At 59.4% G+C, this 15,681-nt stretch carries 15 protein-coding genes and 1 pseudogene; 7 read left to right on the top strand and 9 right to left on the bottom strand.

Annotated features, from left to right (window positions below):
* Positions 1-84: 84 nt before the first annotated feature.
* Both CKW20_RS25385 and CKW20_RS25380 read right to left on the bottom strand, forming a co-directional pair.
* Positions 85-1,014: an electron transfer flavoprotein subunit alpha/FixB family protein gene (locus CKW20_RS25385; protein ID WP_095055334.1), complete on the bottom strand. Its 930-nt coding sequence runs from the start codon at positions 1,012-1,014 to the stop codon at positions 85-87.
* Between the two features lie 2 nt (positions 1,015-1,016).
* A complete protein-coding gene (locus CKW20_RS25380) occupies positions 1,017-1,766 on the bottom strand; it encodes an electron transfer flavoprotein subunit beta/FixA family protein (protein WP_007903904.1) in 750 nt (249 codons plus the stop codon).
* Between the two features lie 546 nt (positions 1,767-2,312).
* Here CKW20_RS25380 and CKW20_RS25375 point away from each other — a divergent pair.
* Positions 2,313-3,977, top strand: coding sequence for an electron transfer flavoprotein-ubiquinone oxidoreductase (locus CKW20_RS25375; RefSeq protein WP_095055333.1), 1,665 nt, complete (start codon positions 2,313-2,315; stop codon positions 3,975-3,977).
* Between the two features lie 199 nt (positions 3,978-4,176).
* Here the strand turns inward: CKW20_RS25375 and CKW20_RS25370 are convergent, their stop codons facing one another.
* Positions 4,177-5,067, bottom strand: a complete 891-nt coding sequence (locus tag CKW20_RS25370; protein WP_095055332.1) for an AraC family transcriptional regulator — start codon at positions 5,065-5,067, stop codon at positions 4,177-4,179.
* 191 nt (positions 5,068-5,258) lie between these two features.
* Between CKW20_RS25370 and CKW20_RS25365 the strand changes: the two genes are divergently transcribed.
* Entirely contained in the window at positions 5,259-6,311 is a 1,053-nt protein-coding gene (locus CKW20_RS25365; RefSeq protein ID WP_095055331.1) for an NAD(P)-dependent alcohol dehydrogenase, read from the top strand.
* On the opposite strand, the gene CKW20_RS25360 is transcribed toward CKW20_RS25365, so the two are convergent.
* The 6 genes from CKW20_RS25360 to CKW20_RS25335 all read right to left on the bottom strand — a co-directional run bounded on the left by CKW20_RS25360 (position 6,312) and on the right by CKW20_RS25335 (position 12,181).
* A complete protein-coding gene (locus CKW20_RS25360) occupies positions 6,312-7,115 on the bottom strand; it encodes an IclR family transcriptional regulator (protein WP_095055330.1) in 804 nt (267 codons plus the stop codon).
* Between the two features lie 60 nt (positions 7,116-7,175).
* Positions 7,176-8,486 carry an MFS transporter gene (locus CKW20_RS25355; protein WP_095055329.1) on the bottom strand — a complete coding sequence of 437 codons (1,311 nt, stop codon included), beginning with the start codon at positions 8,484-8,486 and terminating at the stop codon, positions 7,176-7,178.
* A gap of 167 nt (positions 8,487-8,653) precedes the next feature.
* Positions 8,654-9,802, bottom strand: a complete 1,149-nt coding sequence (dgoD, locus tag CKW20_RS25350; protein WP_007903915.1) for a galactonate dehydratase — start codon at positions 9,800-9,802, stop codon at positions 8,654-8,656.
* Between the two features lie 47 nt (positions 9,803-9,849).
* Positions 9,850-10,470, bottom strand: a complete 621-nt coding sequence (locus CKW20_RS25345; RefSeq protein ID WP_018926189.1) for a 2-dehydro-3-deoxy-6-phosphogalactonate aldolase — start codon at positions 10,468-10,470, stop codon at positions 9,850-9,852.
* 19 nt (positions 10,471-10,489) lie between these two features.
* Positions 10,490-11,482, bottom strand: a complete 993-nt coding sequence (locus CKW20_RS25340; protein WP_095055328.1) for a 2-dehydro-3-deoxygalactonokinase — start codon at positions 11,480-11,482, stop codon at positions 10,490-10,492.
* Between the two features lie 216 nt (positions 11,483-11,698).
* Positions 11,699-12,181: a GNAT family N-acetyltransferase gene (locus CKW20_RS25335; RefSeq protein ID WP_095055327.1), complete on the bottom strand. Its 483-nt coding sequence runs from the start codon at positions 12,179-12,181 to the stop codon at positions 11,699-11,701.
* Between the two features lie 230 nt (positions 12,182-12,411).
* Between CKW20_RS25335 and CKW20_RS25330 the strand changes: the two genes are divergently transcribed.
* From CKW20_RS25330 to CKW20_RS25305, 5 genes and pseudogenes are all read left to right on the top strand, one after another.
* Complete coding sequence (locus CKW20_RS25330; RefSeq protein WP_095055326.1) at positions 12,412-13,089, top strand: HD domain-containing protein; 678 nt, start codon at positions 12,412-12,414, stop codon at positions 13,087-13,089.
* Between the two features lie 88 nt (positions 13,090-13,177).
* Positions 13,178-14,190, top strand: a pseudogene (locus CKW20_RS25325) (MFS transporter).
* Between the two features lie 349 nt (positions 14,191-14,539).
* A complete protein-coding gene (locus CKW20_RS25315) occupies positions 14,540-14,851 on the top strand; it encodes a hypothetical protein (RefSeq protein ID WP_095055370.1) in 312 nt (103 codons plus the stop codon).
* A gap of 58 nt (positions 14,852-14,909) precedes the next feature.
* Positions 14,910-15,164, top strand: a complete 255-nt coding sequence (locus tag CKW20_RS25310; RefSeq protein WP_095055325.1) for a hypothetical protein — start codon at positions 14,910-14,912, stop codon at positions 15,162-15,164.
* Between the two features lie 57 nt (positions 15,165-15,221).
* Positions 15,222-15,602, top strand: a complete 381-nt coding sequence (locus CKW20_RS25305) for a Rho termination factor N-terminal domain-containing protein (protein WP_095055324.1) — start codon at positions 15,222-15,224, stop codon at positions 15,600-15,602.
* Positions 15,603-15,681: the final 79 nt, after the last annotated feature.

The following is a 15,681-nucleotide window of genomic DNA, read 5'->3' as shown; positions in this document are numbered from 1 at the left end:
GCGAAACACTCCACTCAAACCCTACAGAAGAACAAAAAAAAGCCCGACCAAAAGGCCGGGCTCTTTATAAGTCAAGCTGCCGGATTAGACCAGCTTCTCGAACTCAGGGATGGCTTCGAACAGGTCCGCCACCAGGCCGTAATCGGCCACCTGGAAGATCGGCGCTTCTTCGTCCTTGTTGATCGCAACGATCACTTTGGAGTCTTTCATGCCGGCCAGGTGCTGGATCGCGCCGGAAATACCGACGGCGATGTACAGCTGTGGCGCAACGATCTTGCCGGTCTGACCGACCTGCATGTCGTTGGGTACAAAACCTGCGTCGACCGCGGCGCGGGAAGCACCGACGGCAGCGCCCAGCTTGTCGGCCAGGGCGTACAGGTGTTTGAAGTTGTCGCCGTTCTGCATGCCGCGACCGCCGGAAACGACGATTTTGGCAGCGGTCAGTTCCGGACGATCGGACTTGGCCAGCTCTTCGCCAACGAAGCTGGAAGTGCCAGCGTCGTGGGCAGCGGCAACGGCTTCAACGGCAGCCGAACCACCTTCAGCGGCAACCGGGTCGAAACCGGTGGCACGCACGGTGATCACTTTGACCGCAGCGTTGGACTGTACGGTAGCAATGGCGTTACCGGCGTAGATCGGGCGCTTGAAGGTATCAGCGCTTTCGACCGAGATGATCTCGGATATCTGGTCAACGTCCAGGGACGCGGCAACGCGCGGCAGGATGTTTTTGCCGTTCGAAGTGGCGGCGGCCAGGATGTGGCTGTAAGCCTTACCCAGCTCTGCAACCAGCGGAGCAACGTTTTCCGGCAGCTGATGCGCGTAAGCAGCATTGTCAGCAGACAGGACTTTGCTCACGCCAGCGATTTTCGCAGCGGCTTCAGCCACGGCGCCAGCGCCCTGGCCTGCAACCAGAACGTGGATGTCGCCACCGATCTTGGCGGCAGCAGCAACGGTATTCAGCGTGGCCGGGGCCAGCACTTTGTTGTCGTGTTCAGCGATTACCAAGATAGTCATGATTAGATTACCTTCGCTTCGTTTTTCAGTTTCTCGACCAGTTCAGCCACCGACTTGACCTTGATACCTGCGCTGCGTGCAGCCGGCGCTTCGACTTTCAGGGTCTTGTTGGTGGAGGCGGTGGAAACGCCCAAAGCGTCCGGAGTCAGCACTTCGAGAGGCTTCTTCTTGGCTTTCATGATGTTTGGCAGAGACGCGTAGCGCGGCTCGTTCAAACGCAGGTCGGTGGTGACGATGGCCGGCAGTTTCAGGGAAACCGTCTGCGCGCCGCCGTCGATTTCGCGGGTCACGGCAACGGTATCGCCGCTGACTTCGACTTTCGAAGCGAACGTACCCTGACCGTAACCGCTCAATGCAGCGAGCATCTGGCCAGTCTGGTTGTTGTCGCTGTCGATGGCTTGTTTGCCGAGGATCACCAGCTGAGGCTGTTCCTTGTCGACAACAGCTTTCAACAACTTGGCAACGGCCAGGGAAGTCAGATCTTCAGCGGATTCGACGAGGATGGCGCGGTCGGCACCCAGAGCCAGCGCGGTGCGCAGTTGCTCTTGAGCGGTGGACGGGCCGATGGAGACGACGACGATTTCAGTCGCAACGCCTTTCTCTTTCAGACGTACGGCTTCTTCCACTGCGATTTCGCAGAACGGGTTCATCGACATCTTGACGTTAGCGAGGTCGACGCCGGAATTGTCCGCCTTGACACGAACCTTGACGTTGTAATCCACAACGCGTTTGACAGCTACAAGAACCTTCATGGATTCCTCGTTACTCTCCGGTGAAAAGAAAGTCGCCTAGGCGAACCTGGCGGTTGATGCTCATCGGCGCAAGGGCACCTCTAAAAACGCTGGCAGGTGTATCGGGTGAACATTGCTCACGAGGCTGATAACCGTTCGTCAGTGGTGACCCACGAGTCATTCATTATCACGGCGTGTAAACTGCACGCCTAACCTGCACTGCGCATCACCTTATATTGCCATCGCCCTGTCTTTAGAGGTGCTCTTGAAACCAACAGTCAGCCTACGGCGAGCGCAAAACCGCCCGTATCTTGACCGGAACGCCTATTCCGGTCAATACGGCAAAATAGCCGTTCATAAGCCGCGTGACTTTGATTTCTCTGGCTTTGAGCCAATTCAAACAAACGTTTGTATTGGACGCTAGGAGTGGTGTAGATATAATGCGCCACCTAGAGAGAAAGGTGGGTCATCCATTGTCCCTTTCGGCGTTTGCCGGAGGAAATAATGGATGCAACGCCAAACCTCCAATTAGAAAAAAACTGTTGAGCCTTGAGTAGGAGATAGCCTGTGGAACGCGAATACATGGAATTCGACGTGGTCATCGTCGGTGCCGGCCCCGCTGGCCTGTCCGCCGCCTGCCGTTTGAAGCAGAAGGCCGCCGAAGCCGGTAAGGAAATCAGCGTCTGCGTGGTCGAAAAAGGCTCCGAAGTCGGCGCTCACATCCTGTCCGGTGCCGTGTTCGAACCACGGGCCCTGAACGAATTGTTCCCGGACTGGAAAGAACTCGGCGCGCCGCTGAATACGCCAGTCACGCGCGATGACATCTTCGTGCTCAAGAACGCCGACAGCGCGCAGAAGATTCCTGACTTCTTTGTGCCCAAGACCATGCACAACGAAGGCAACTACATCATCTCCCTGGGCAACCTGTGCCGCTGGCTGGCCCAGCAGGCCGAGAACCTGGGCGTGGAAATCTACCCGGGCTTCGCCGCCCAGGAAGCGCTGTTCGACGAGAACGGCGTGGTTCGCGGAATCATCACCGGCGATCTGGGCGTTGATCGCGAAGGCAATCCGAAAGAAGGCCTGTACACCCCGGGCATGGAACTGCGTGCCAAGTACACGCTGTTCGCCGAAGGTTGCCGTGGCCATATTGGCAAGCAACTGATCAAGCGTTTCAACCTCGACAGCGAGGCTGACGCCCAGCATTACGGCATCGGTCTGAAAGAAATCTGGGAAATCGACCCGGCCAAGCACCAGCCAGGCCTGGTGGTCCACACCGCCGGTTGGCCGCTGGACATCATGGGCACCGAGAACACTGGCGGCTCGTTCCTCTATCACCTGGAAAACAACCAGGTGGTCGTCGGCCTGATCGTCGACCTTTCCTACAGCAACACCTTCCTGTCGCCGTTCGACGAGTTCCAGCGCCTCAAGCATCACCCGGTGCTCAAGCAATACCTTGAAGGCGGCAAGCGCATCAGCTACGGCGCGCGTGCTATCAGCAAAGGCGGCTTGAACTCGTTGCCGAAAATGGTCTTCAAGGGCGGCGCGCTGATCGGTTGCGACCTCGGCACGCTGAACTTCGCCAAGATCAAAGGCAGCCACACGGCGATGAAGTCCGGCATGCTCGCCGCTGACGCCGTGGCCGACGCGCTGTTTGCCGAGCAGGACGGCACGCAAGAGCTGACCACTTACGTCGACGCGTTCAAGAAGAGCTGGCTCTACGACGAACTGTTCGCCAGCCGCAACTTCGGCCCGGCGATGCACAAGTTCGGCCCGATCATCGGTGCCGGTTTCAACTGGCTCGACCAGAACATCTTCGGCGGCAAACTGCCGTTCACTCTGCACGACACCAAGCCGGATTACGCTTGCCTGAAACTGGCGGCAGACTGCAAGAAGATCGACTACCCGAAACCGGACGGCAAGATCAGCTTCGATAAACTCAGTTCGGTGTTCATCTCTGGGACCAACCACGAAGAAGAACAGCCTTGCCACTTGAAGCTGGCCGACGCGAGCATTCCGATCGCCAAGAACCTGCCGCTGTACGATGAACCTGCCCAGCGTTACTGCCCGGCCGGTGTTTACGAAGTGGTGACCCAGGAAGACGGCGAAAAGCGCTTCCAGATCAACGCCCAGAACTGCGTTCACTGCAAGACCTGCGACATCAAGGACCCTGCACAGAACATCACCTGGGTGGCGCCAGAAGGCTCTGGCGGCCCGACTTACCCGAACATGTAAGTCGAATCGCTGAACAACAAAGGCTCCCGAAATGGGGGCCTTTTTGTTGCCCGATGAAAGTTACAGCGGGCGTAATCTTCAAGGACGCCTTCGCGGGCAAGCCTCGCTCCTACGGTGATGTGTCATTCACAAAACCCTGTAGGAGCGAGCGGTGCGGCGATCCGACTTGCCCGCGAACACCGCGAAGCGGTGCCAGACATCAAGCAGCCCGCTCATCCCCAGGATTGCGCTCAAAGTAGCGTTTGTACTCGCGGCTGAACTGCGACGTACTTTGATACCCCACCCGATGCGCCACCTGGGCCACGCCCAGTCCTTCGCCCAGCAACAACTGCTGAGCCCTGAGCAAACGCAAACGCTTCAAATACTGCACCGGCGACAACAAGGTGCTGCGTTTGAAATGCTCATGAAACGTCGACGCACTCATGTTCGCGCAACTGGCCAGGGTCTCGACGTTCAGCGGCTCGGTGTAATGGGCATGCAGATGGCTCAGGGACGCCGCGATCCGGGCGAACTGCCCCTGTTGTTCCACCAACGCGCGCAATACATCGGCTTGCGGCCCCCGCAACGCCACGAACAACAATTCACGCAAGCGCGCCGGGCCCATGATCTGGCATTCCAGTGGATCGTGCAGGCAGCGCAACAACCGTTCCACGCAACCGCGCATGGCATCGTCGAGCACCGCCGAGGTCATGGACTCGGGCGTCTGTGCGGGAACCGTGCGCCCCGGCGACAGCCCCATGGCCAATACCAATTCACCGAGCATTACCCGGTCAATGGCGATGGAGACGCCGAGCATCGGGCCATCCGGCGCCGAAAACGTCTCGCATTCGAAGGGTACCGGTAACGCCTGAATCAGGTAATGCCCGGCGCCGTATTCCAGCGTACGCGGGCCCAGATACGCCAACTTGCTGCCTTGGGCGATGATGACCAGGCTCGGCTCGTAGATTTGCGGACCACGGGCGACATCACAACTGGCGCGCAAAACCTGCACCCCCGGCAATGCGGTGGGCGCGAAACCATCGCGAATGGTCAGCGGCTGGATCAGCGAAACCAGAGTGGCGTTGGCATCGAGATGACGGGTCAACAACATGAGGAGCTCTTCACAAAAAAAGTCGCGAAAAAGGGATGAAAGCATCATCGCAGGTCTGAACGCCAATTCGACCAATCAACGGTGTAAGCCGGAGGATTAGGCATGACACCCGGAGGAATCGCCATGGCCGGTCACCCGTGCGGCGCCCAGAATGGCTCGCCTCACCTGTCACTGCTTTTGCGAGGTTCACCATGTACACCGCCATCGGATACGCCGCTCAGTCAGCCACCACTCCCCTCGCCCCGATGAAATTCGAACGCCGCAGCCCACGGGCCGACGACGTTGCGATCGAGATTCTCTACTGCGGCGTCTGCCATTCCGACATCCATCAGGCACGCAACGAGTGGGGCATTGCGGTTTACCCACTGATGCCCGGCCACGAGATCGTCGGAAAAGTCACCGCCGTCGGTGCGAATGTTACCCAACACAAAGTCGGCGATCTGGTCGGCGTCGGTTGCATGGTCGACTCGTGCCGCCACTGCGAAGCCTGCAAGGCGGATCTGGAGCAATACTGCCTCGAAGGTCCGACCATGACGTATGCCACCCCGGACCGGGTCGATGGCAGCAACACCATGGGCGGTTACTCCGACAGCATCGTGGTCAGCGAGCATTTTGTCGTGCGTATCCCGGAGAAACTCGATCCGGCCAGCGCCGCGCCGATTCTGTGCGCCGGCATCACCACCTACTCGCCGCTCAAGCACTACGGCGTTAAGGCGGGCGACAAGGTCGGGATTCTCGGCATGGGTGGCCTCGGTCACATGGGCATCAAGTTCGCCAAGGCAATGGGCGCTGAAGTGACGCTGTTCACCCGCTCGGCGAGCAAGGCTGAAGAAGGTCGTCGTCAAGGCGCGGACCACGTGATCGTGTCCACCGACGCAGAACAGATGAAAGCCGCCGCAGGACATTTCGACTTCCTGCTGGACACCATTCCGGTGCAGCACGACCTCAATCCCTACCTCGATACCCTGCGTTTCGATGGCGTACACATTCTGGTGGGCTTGGTCGAGCCGATCGATCCACCGGTTCACGCTGCCAAACTGATATTGGGTCGCCGGGTACTGGCAGGTTCCCTTATCGGCGGCATCGCCGAAACCCAGGAAGTGCTGGATTTCTGCGCCGAACACGGCATCACCTGCGACATCGAAATGCTCGACATCCGCCAGATCAACGAGGCTTACACTCGCATGATTGCCGGTGACGTGAAGTACCGCTTCGTGATCGATATGGCGACGCTGAAAGTCTGATCAGACTTTCGCGCCGAGTTCAGCAGAAAGCCGAGCTGTGACCCCTTTGATCAGGGGAATCAGCTCGGCCATTTTTTCCAGCGGCATGTACGGCACGGTGCTGGCGATGCTGATACCGGCGACGATGCGCTTGCTGGCGTCACGAATCGGCGCCGCCACACAGCGGATCGACGGTTCGTTGTCTTCCAGATCGAAGGCATAACCGCCGGCCACGTACTCAATCATGCGCTGCTGAAACTGCTCCCAGGATTGCTCCGGGTGTTGCGGCCAGAACTGATTTTTCCCACCCACCGGCAAGCTGATTTCGTACAGCCGTTGCCATTCTTCCTGCGTGTCATCGAGCATCAACGCCTTACCGATACCGGTACGCGCCAATGGCATGCGATGGCCGACTCGCGAGCGCATTTCCGGACCGTTGCGCCCCGGATTCTTGAGCAGGTACAACACCTCGTCGCCCTCACGAATCGCCAAGTGAATGGTGTCACCGGTCAACGCCGACAACTCATCCAGATACGGCCCCGCCAGTGTCACCAGCGGCAGCTCTTCACGTGCCTGGAAACCCAGCTCGATCAGTTTCGGCCCCAGCAGATAACCGACTTGCGGCACCACCCGCAGATAACGCTCGTCCACCAGGCAACTGGCCAGACGATGAGTGGTGCTGCGCGTCGTGCCGATCAGCCGGGCGATTTCCTTGAGATCGCGGGCGCCACTGGCCACGGCCTGAACCACACCCAAACCACGAAGCAGTGTCTGGGTGCCAGTCGGCGCGGCGTCCTTGGCGATTTTTGGGGCGTCTTCCTGCATATCCAGCCTTTACCGTTGAGCGAGTGAACGGGCGGCATTATGGTCGCCCGAAGGCTGCGACTACAACTTGATACGCTCGACCTTGCCCACCAGCAACACGTAGGAAAGCGCCCCCATCAACGCCAGAACCGAGATATAGGTAATCGCCGGGGCAAACGAATCACCGGAGGCGAGGAAACCGATGACGATGGGCGTGGTAATCGCCGCCAGGTTGCCGATGAAATTGAACACCCCACCGGTCAGTCCAAGCAAGCGCGCCGGGGCCAGGGTCGACACCAGCGACCAAGTGATCGAAGCCAGGCCATTGCCGAAAAAGGCCAACGCGAGGAACGCAATCACCAGCGGCGTCGACTCGACGAAGTTGGCGCCGATGATCGAGGTGGAAATCAGCAGGCCGCCAATGATCGGCAACTTGCGGGCGAAACCCACCGTGTAGCCGCGACGGATCAAAAAGTCCGAGAAGAACCCCGAACACAGCACGCCGACGAAGGCTGCTAGAAACGGTAGCGACGCCAGCAAGCCAGACTTGATGAAGTCCATGCCGCGATATTTCACCAGGTAGGTCGGGAACCACGTCAGAAAAAACCACAACGTCGAATTGAGGCAGAACTGACCGAGGTAAATGCCCCACAACTTGCGTTTGCTCAGGACAATCCCAAGGTCGACCCAGCTGAATTTCGCCTTGGCCTTCGCGGTTTCAGCCTGGATATCCACCAGCCCGCCGCCTTCGCGGATCAGCTCGATTTCAGCGTCATTGGCACCCTTGAAGTCCCGCGGTTCACGATAAACCGCATACCAGATCACCGCCCAGATAATGCCCACCGCGCCGGTGCTGACAAACACCATGTGCCAGCCATATTGGTGCTGCAACCAAGCGAGTACCGGCGTGAGAAACGCCAGGCCGACGAACTGCCCGGAGGTGTAGAAACCGATGGCCGTGGCGCGTTCGCGCTCGGGGAACCAGGTCGTCACCACGCGGCTGTTGATCGGATACGCCGGCGCTTCCAGGGCACCGACGGCCATGCGCAGCACGAACAGCGCGATGAAACTGGCGGCGAAGCCGAGCATCACCGTGGCCACCGACCACAGCAGCAATGCGACGCTATAGAGGATGCGCGGCGGCACCCGGTCCACCAGCCAGCCGCCAGGGATCTGCATGGCGGCGTAGGTCCAGCCGAAGGCTGAGAAGATCAGCCCGACATGGATCGGATCGATACCCAGATCGCTGGTCAGCGCCGGGGCGGCAATCGACAGGTTGCTGCGGTCCAGATAGTTGATCACCACGGTGATGAACAACAGGACCATGATGAAAAAACGCTTGCGACTGGGCGTCACCAACGACGCCTGCCCGGTAAGGGTTTGCGGTTGCATGGGGGGTGCCTCTTCTTATGTTTATTGAGGTCAATGGACGAAACGCAACAAAATCTGTAGGAGCGAGGCTTGCCCGCGAAGGCGTCAGTGGGAACGCCGATGAGAATCAGGCAGACCGAGGCGTGACCTTCGCGGGCAAGCCTCGCTCCTACAAGGACGGTGTCAAATCACCACTCGGCAAAGCTGCCATCGGCATGGCGCCAGATCGGATTGCGCCAGCGGTGGCCGACGGCGGCGCGCTCGATCACGTATTCCTCGTTGATCTCGATGCCCAGGCCCGGGCCGTTGGGGATTTTCACGAAGCCTTTGTCGTAGTCGAATACCCGCGGATCTTTCACATAATCGAGCAGGTCATTGCTCTCGTTGTAATGGATGCCCAGGCTCTGCTCCTGGATGAACGCGTTGTAGCAAACCGCGTCCAGTTGCAGGCACGCCGCCAGGGCAATCGGGCCCAACGGGCAATGCAGCGCCAGCGCCACATCGTAGGCTTCGGCCATGTTGGCGATCTTGCGGGTTTCGGTGATGCCGCCCGCGTGGGAGGCATCCGGCTGGATGATGTCGACGTAGCCTTCGCTGAGCACCCGTTTGAAATCCCAGCGCGAGAACAACCGCTCGCCGAGGGCAATCGGTGTACTGGTCAGCGGCGCCAGTTCTTTCAGCGCTTCGTAGTTTTCGCTGAGCACCGGCTCTTCGATGAACATCAGTTTGTATGGGTCGAGTTCCTTCATCAGCACCTTGGCCATAGGCTTGTGCACCCGGCCATGGAAGTCCACGCCGATGCCGACATTCGGGCCGACCGCATCGCGCACGGCGGCGACGTTGGCCAGCGCCAAGTCGACCTTCTCGAAGGAGTCAAGGAATTGCAGCTCTTCGGTGCCGTTCATTTTCACCGCGGTGAAACCACGGCTGACCGCTTCTTTCGCGGCACGCGCGGTGTCCGCCGGGCGATCACCCCCGATCCACGAATAAACGCGAATCTTGTCCCGCACCTGACCACCCAACAGATCGCTGACCGACACACCCAGAGCCTTGCCCTTGATGTCCCACAACGCCTGGTCAATGCCGGCCAGGGCGCTCATGTGGATCGCGCCGCCTCGGTAGAAGCCACCGCGGTAGAGCACGGTCCAGATGTCTTCGATGTTGCGTGGGTCTTTGCCGATCAGGTAGTCGGACAATTCCTCAACAGCAGCGGCCACGGTGTGCGCGCGGCCTTCGACCACGGGCTCACCCCAACCGGTCACGCCTTCGTCGGTTTCGACTTTGAGGAAGCACCAGCGCGGCGGAACGATGAAGGTCGTGAGTTTGGTGATTTTCATCTTTTGTCTCTCTTATTAAGATGCAGCGCTCACAGCGCCAAAAAGTCTTAACGCAAAGCATTCCAGGCAGCGACATACGCCTTGGCGCGCACTGCTACTTCATCAGCCGTCATGCCCGGTTTGAACAACCCGGACCCGAGGCCGAAACCTTTGACGCCGGCCTCGACAAACACCTGCATGTTGTCCGGCGTAATCCCGCCCACCGGCACCAGCACCGTCCCTGCCGGCAACACCGCCAACCAGGCTTTCACAACGGCGGGACCCATTTGTTCGGCCGGGAACATCTTCAGCACATCCGCCCCTTCGGCCAATGCGGCAAAGGCTTCGGTCGGGGTCGCGACACCCGGCGACAGGAACAGCCCCGCTGCCTTCGCCGCACGCAACACCTTGGCATCGCTATGAGGCATGACGATCACCTGGCCGCCCGCCGCTTTCACTTGCTCGACCTGTTCCGGCGTCAACACCGTGCCCGCACCGATCAGGCAATCGGCGGGTAAGGTACTGCGCAGGATGCGGATACTTTCGTACGGTTCGGGGGAATTAAGCGGCACTTCGATGACGCGAAATCCAGCCGAGTACAGGACTTCGCCAACAGCTGCCGCTTCTTGCGGACGCAGGCCACGCAGGATCGCGATCAGACCGTTTTGTGCCAGAGCTTGCTTGAGCATGTCAGACCTCCAGTCAGGTTTAACGTGATGAGGGTGTCGTGATCAGCCCGGCGGCGACCGCCAACTGCCACAACCCGCGTTCGGTGGCCTGCTCGGCCATGGTCACCCGGGCAAAACCGCAGGCGTCGAGCGCCCGGCTGTAGCGGGCGCAGAGTTGCGCATTGCCGATGAGGATGATCGAAGGCAGATGCACGCTGTTGCGTCGGCGCCGCTGAACGTTGGCCAGGGCCGACAGTTCATGGCCGATCAACAGGCCGGACAGATAGTCCGGTTGCGCGCTGGCGCTTAGTTCGCCGGTCAGCCCCAGACTGCGGGCACTGAACAATGTCGACAGCGGCCCGATCTCGCCGTCCGCCGACAGAGCCACTCGCACGCCACGATCGAACGCTTCGCCATCGAAAGACGCGCCGCGTTGCTGAGTCCGCCCGAGAATGCTGTGTTCGCTGAGCACGGCGAAGACTTCGCCGGTCATGAAAGTATCGAAATGCACGATGCAGCCGTCGGCCACTTCCACCCATTTCGAATGGCTGCCCGGCAGGCCGATCAACAGATCGTTGCCCGCCCCGCTCGGCAGTTTCTGCAACACGCCGAGAACTTGGGTTTCCTCGCCGCGCATCACGTTCGGCAAGCGCGAACGCTGAATCACCCCCGGCACGATGTGCACATCGACACCGCGAAGACTGCGAACGGTTTGTAGGGAAGTTCCGAGATTGGCGACGTTCGCCGGCGTGTCGCAGTAGGCCACTTCGCACCAGCCCTGAGCACTGCCGACCATGCCACACGCAATCACCGGCAAATCGGGCTGCGCATCGAGCCAGTCACCACAGGCCTCATCGAAGGCCAGTTCAAAGCCGTCGGCGCATGCCTGGCCGGCGATGATTCGCGGCGTCTTGGGCAGCTGCATGATCCCGGATGACAGCGAGCGCTGTTCCTGCACCTGGCCACCGAAACCGAGTTTGTAAGCACGTAATGAGGTCGTCCCCCAATCGAGCGCGATCAATTGCGCCAGCATCGCTTCACCTGTTTTGTTTTTTGGCAGTGAGTGAGCTGGACTATAAACCTGGATGAAGGCAAATCTCAATATATAAATATCAATCCCATATATTGGGAGTAGGCACAAAAAAGATCGCAGCCCTCGGCAGTCCCTACAGATTCGATGTACGACGCAATAGCGCGGTCGAACACAATCCCGTGTAGAAGCTGCCGAGGGCTGCGATCTTTTAGGGGGTCAATTGCCCGCGGCAAAATCCCTCAACACCGCCCCATCCATCCGATACCGTACCCACTCTTCCTGCGGTTGTGCACCGAGGGATTTGTAGAATTCGATCGCCGGTTTGTTCCAGTCCAGCACGCTCCATTCGAAACGGCCGCAGTCATTGGCGCAGGCGATTTTCGCCAGGTGGCGCAGCAAGGTTTTACCAGCGCCGCCACCCCGTTGTTCGGGAGTGATGTAGAGGTCTTCGAGGTACAGGCAGTTGCTACCCAACCAGGTGGAATAGCTGAAGAAGAACACCGCAAAGCCGATCGGCGAGCCGTCGCGCAGGCAGATCAGGCCATGGGCGGTGGCGCCTTCGCTGAACAGGCTACGCTCGATGTCAGCGACGCTGGCGATGACTTCGTGACGGGCACGTTCGAAGTCGGCCAGTTCAGTGATGAACGCGAGGATTTGCGGAGCATCGCTGGGGGTTGCCGGGCGGATTTCGATCGTCATGGACGTGCCTTGTCAAAAGTTGAAAACGCCATACTAAGTCCGCGCGCGGCGCTCGTCACATTTGAAAGCAATGTGGCGAGGGAGCTTGCTCCCGGTCGGCTGCAAAGCAGTCGCAAAGCTGGCGATGCTGATCTAACTGAAATATCGTGCCATCCGGGATTGGGACTGCTGCGCAGCCCAGCGGGAGCAAGCTCCCTCGCCACAGAAGCGTTTCCCACAAAAGGACTTTTATGACCACTGCCGCTTTCGCACCGCTGCACAATCTGGCTTCTGAACTGCTTCCTCATGCACTGGAACCTGGCGAGGATGGTGCCCATGATCTGTCGCACTTACAGCGGGTGTGGCACAACGTGCGCACGCTTCATGCCCAAGAAGGCGGCGATCTAGCGGTGCTGCTGGCAGCCGTGCTGTTGCACGATTGCGTGGCGGTGGAGAAAAACTCGCCGTTGCGCTCACAGGCATCACGACTGGCGGCGCAGAAAGCTTCGACTGTACTGATAGCCATGGATTGGCCTGACGCAAAAATCACTGCGGTCGCCCACGCCATCGAAGCCCACAGCTTCAGCACCAACATCACGCCCACCACCCTCGAAGCGAAAATCATCCAGGACGCCGACCGCCTGGACTCCCTTGGCATGCTTGGCGTGGCGCGTACCTTCTACATTGCCGGGCGCATGGGCAGTGCGTTGTACGACCCGTTGGACCCAGAGGCAAAAGAACGGGACTACGACGACAAGCGCTTTTGCCTCGATCATTTCCAGACCAAGCTGCTGCACCTGGCGGACGGTTTCCAAACGACTACCGGTCAACGTCTGGCACAGATTCGCCACGAACGCCTGAAGGGTTTCATGGAGCTGTTCAAGGAAGAAATCGGCGTCTGCCCAGAGCATTACTCCGGCCTCCACTAACCCTGAAATCGGTAACCACAGACCTATCATCGGTACCTTGCGTGATAGATAGATGACATTCGCTTCTATCGGGTCAAGGAACCGCCTCATGTCCACCGCCGCCCCACCCGTCTCAAGCAGGTTGTTCAGCCTGTTCTGCCTCGCCAGCTATTTGTTGTCGCTGTCCTATGGCTCGACTTTTTTACTGTCGCTGCTGATCGGCTCTCGCGGCGGTAATGAACACGATGCCGGCAACGTGATTTCGGCGGCGATGCTCAGCACCTTTGCGGCAGTCTGGTGACGCCTGCGCAACGGGCGAAATACTTTGCGCTGCTGTCGGGCAGCATGATGACCGGGATCGGCAGCGGTCCATTGTTGGGCCGTGCTGCCAGTGCTCTCGGGTATCCGGTGACGGCAGCGTTTTACCTCGCGGCGCTGGCCAGCCTGATCGGTGCTTTGCTGTTCTGGCGGCTGGATGTCCAGCTCAAAAAAACGCCCTCGGCTTCAGCGTCAGCGGCACGAATATCCTGGCGCGCAGTGGCTCGGGTGTTGTCCTCCAGAGCCGTGTTCCCGATCATCATGGTCGGCCTCGGCGGGTGTGTATTCGGTGGCCTGTCGAGTTTTCAAACCAGTTACGCGGCGTCCCGTTCACTTGATTATTCACTGTTCTTTTTCGGCTTCATGGGCGCGGCGATCAGCAGCCGAATGTTGATTGCCGGGTTCGTGGTCAAACGCGATCCATTGCGTGCCTCCTGCCTGTTGTCGGGCCTGATGATGGTTTCGATCCTGATGTTCGGTTTTGTCGTCGACGACGGGTTCAGCTATGTGCTGGCGGCAATGGTGCTCGGGGTGGGCTATGGGCTGACGTATTCGGTGATCAATGGTTTGGCGGCGAATGAAGCGCCGTCCGGCACCACCTCGCAGTCCTTGCTGTTGTTCAGCCTGTCCTACTTCGTCGGCGTGTTTGGCTTTCCGTTGCTGGCCGGGAGAATCATCGTCGAACACGGGATGGTGACACTGTTGCTCACGGTAGTGGCGGTGGCCCTGCTGAACTGGCTGATTACCGTAGGTCGGTTGATCTGGCGTCACGTGAGCGGGATCAAAACGTTGCAGCAGGCCTAGGGGGCGTTCTCAATGAGTTTCCCCGCCGCGCCGGGTCTGCTGTTGTGCAGGGCAAGGCGCGAGAAGCGTGGTTTGGTCATTCCAAATAAGCTTCGAGCAAGGCAGCCCTGCACAACAGCAGGCCCGGCCCTTCGGGTTGTGCCTTAAAGCGGGCCAGCTGCGTTGCAGGCCTTGGAAAGGGAACAACCATTCCTAGCGGCCTGCGCCTTGCCTGGCCCGCTTTAAGGCGACAACGCGGCGGGGAAACTCATTGAGAACGCCCCCTGGACCACTCGTCGTTCATCAGGCACCAATCCAGCTCGGGAAGGATCAATATCGGGTAAGGACTCTAATCAATGGAGACGACACCATGATCACGTCCCGACTGACCACCCTCGCTCTCACCACTTTGCTCACTTCTGTCGCATTCGCCGCGACCAGCTCTTCCGGGACCGACCCGACCGATCCAGTCGCAAGGCCCGAATCTGCGGCCACCCAAGACATCGACAGCGGCCGTTCGCCTTCTCCGACGGCCACAGACCCACGGGTTTATCACGACGACGCGAGTCGTCAGGGCGGGATGAATACACCTGGTATCCAAACTCCTGATAACGCCGGAACCGGCGTCGGCTCGAAAACCACCACCGGTGGCTCGGGCTCCGAAGGCCGTAGCGTCAATTAATAAGTTCGCCGGTGCGAGTGAACATGCAATACCTACCCATCCTGACGAAGAGGTAACCATGAACGTCGATAAAAACCTGGAAAAAGAAGTCCTGACCCGCCTGCTGCACGCCCACCCAAATGGCTTGGGCAAGGAGGTTCTGGACAATTACCGGGGGGAGAGAGTCGTGGCAAGTACCCTCGCGACTCTACAAGAGCGGGGGTTGATTCAGCACGGTCATGTGATCTGTAACGAGGCAGGCGAGCACTCGTTGAACCTGCCAATCAAACTCAGCGCAGCAGGGGTTGAAGCAGCGCGCAAGCTGGATAACTAACCCTATTGGAGCTCCCTATTGGAGCTGGCGAAAGCTCCTACAGCCAGGAGAAATCCCATGCCTCGTGGAAGCAAAGACAAATACACCGCCGAGCAAAAACGCAAGGCTGAACACATTGAAGAAAGCTATGAGCACAAAGGCGTGTCGAAAGATGAAGCCGAAGCTCGTGCCTGGGCCACGGTGAACAAGCAGTCGGGTGGCGGTGAACGCTCCGGCGGCTCCGGGCGCAAGAAACCGGCCAGCGCCAAGTCTGCAGATCGTAAGGAATCAGCCCGACGTGCGGTGGCCACCCGTGAAGGCAAGCCGCGCAATAGCAAGGCTTCGCGCGATACGCAGACGGTGGACAGCCTGATGAAAGAAGCCCGGGCGAAGAAGATTCCGGGGCGCTCGAGCATGCGCAAGCAGGAGTTGATCGAGGCGTTGCGCAAGGCGGGTTGAAGATCTGAATTGATGGAGAGTTTGAGGGCCTCTTCGCGAGCAAGCCCGCTCCCACACTGGATCTATGTTGATGGTTGAA

This window comes from Pseudomonas sp. Irchel s3b2, assembly GCF_900187445.1.
GTDB lineage: Bacteria > Pseudomonadota > Gammaproteobacteria > Pseudomonadales > Pseudomonadaceae > Aquipseudomonas.
This window is presented reverse-complemented; position numbering and strand designations above follow the sequence as displayed.

Coding starts and splice junctions, on each gene's coding strand:
- CKW20_RS25340 (WP_095055328.1), bottom strand. CDS start 11,482: ATGCTGGCGCAATTGATCGCGCTCGATTGGGGGACGACCTCATTACGT.
- dgoD (WP_007903915.1), bottom strand. CDS start 9,802: ATGAAAATCACCAAACTCACGACCTTCATCGTTCCGCCGCGCTGGTGC.
- CKW20_RS25315 (WP_095055370.1), top strand. CDS start 14,540: ATGATCACGTCCCGACTGACCACCCTCGCTCTCACCACTTTGCTCACT.
- CKW20_RS25360 (WP_095055330.1), bottom strand. CDS start 7,115: ATGCAGGAAGACGCCCCAAAAATCGCCAAGGACGCCGCGCCGACTGGC.
- CKW20_RS25345 (WP_018926189.1), bottom strand. CDS start 10,470: ATGCTCAAGCAAGCTCTGGCACAAAACGGTCTGATCGCGATCCTGCGT.
- CKW20_RS25330 (WP_095055326.1), top strand. CDS start 12,412: ATGACCACTGCCGCTTTCGCACCGCTGCACAATCTGGCTTCTGAACTG.
- CKW20_RS25335 (WP_095055327.1), bottom strand. CDS start 12,181: ATGACGATCGAAATCCGCCCGGCAACCCCCAGCGATGCTCCGCAAATC.
- CKW20_RS25310 (WP_095055325.1), top strand. CDS start 14,910: ATGAACGTCGATAAAAACCTGGAAAAAGAAGTCCTGACCCGCCTGCTG.
- CKW20_RS25365 (WP_095055331.1), top strand. CDS start 5,259: ATGTACACCGCCATCGGATACGCCGCTCAGTCAGCCACCACTCCCCTC.
- CKW20_RS25355 (WP_095055329.1), bottom strand. CDS start 8,486: ATGCAACCGCAAACCCTTACCGGGCAGGCGTCGTTGGTGACGCCCAGT.
- CKW20_RS25305 (WP_095055324.1), top strand. CDS start 15,222: ATGCCTCGTGGAAGCAAAGACAAATACACCGCCGAGCAAAAACGCAAG.
- CKW20_RS25380 (WP_007903904.1), bottom strand. CDS start 1,766: ATGAAGGTTCTTGTAGCTGTCAAACGCGTTGTGGATTACAACGTCAAG.
- CKW20_RS25370 (WP_095055332.1), bottom strand. CDS start 5,067: ATGTTGTTGACCCGTCATCTCGATGCCAACGCCACTCTGGTTTCGCTG.
- CKW20_RS25385 (WP_095055334.1), bottom strand. CDS start 1,014: ATGACTATCTTGGTAATCGCTGAACACGACAACAAAGTGCTGGCCCCG.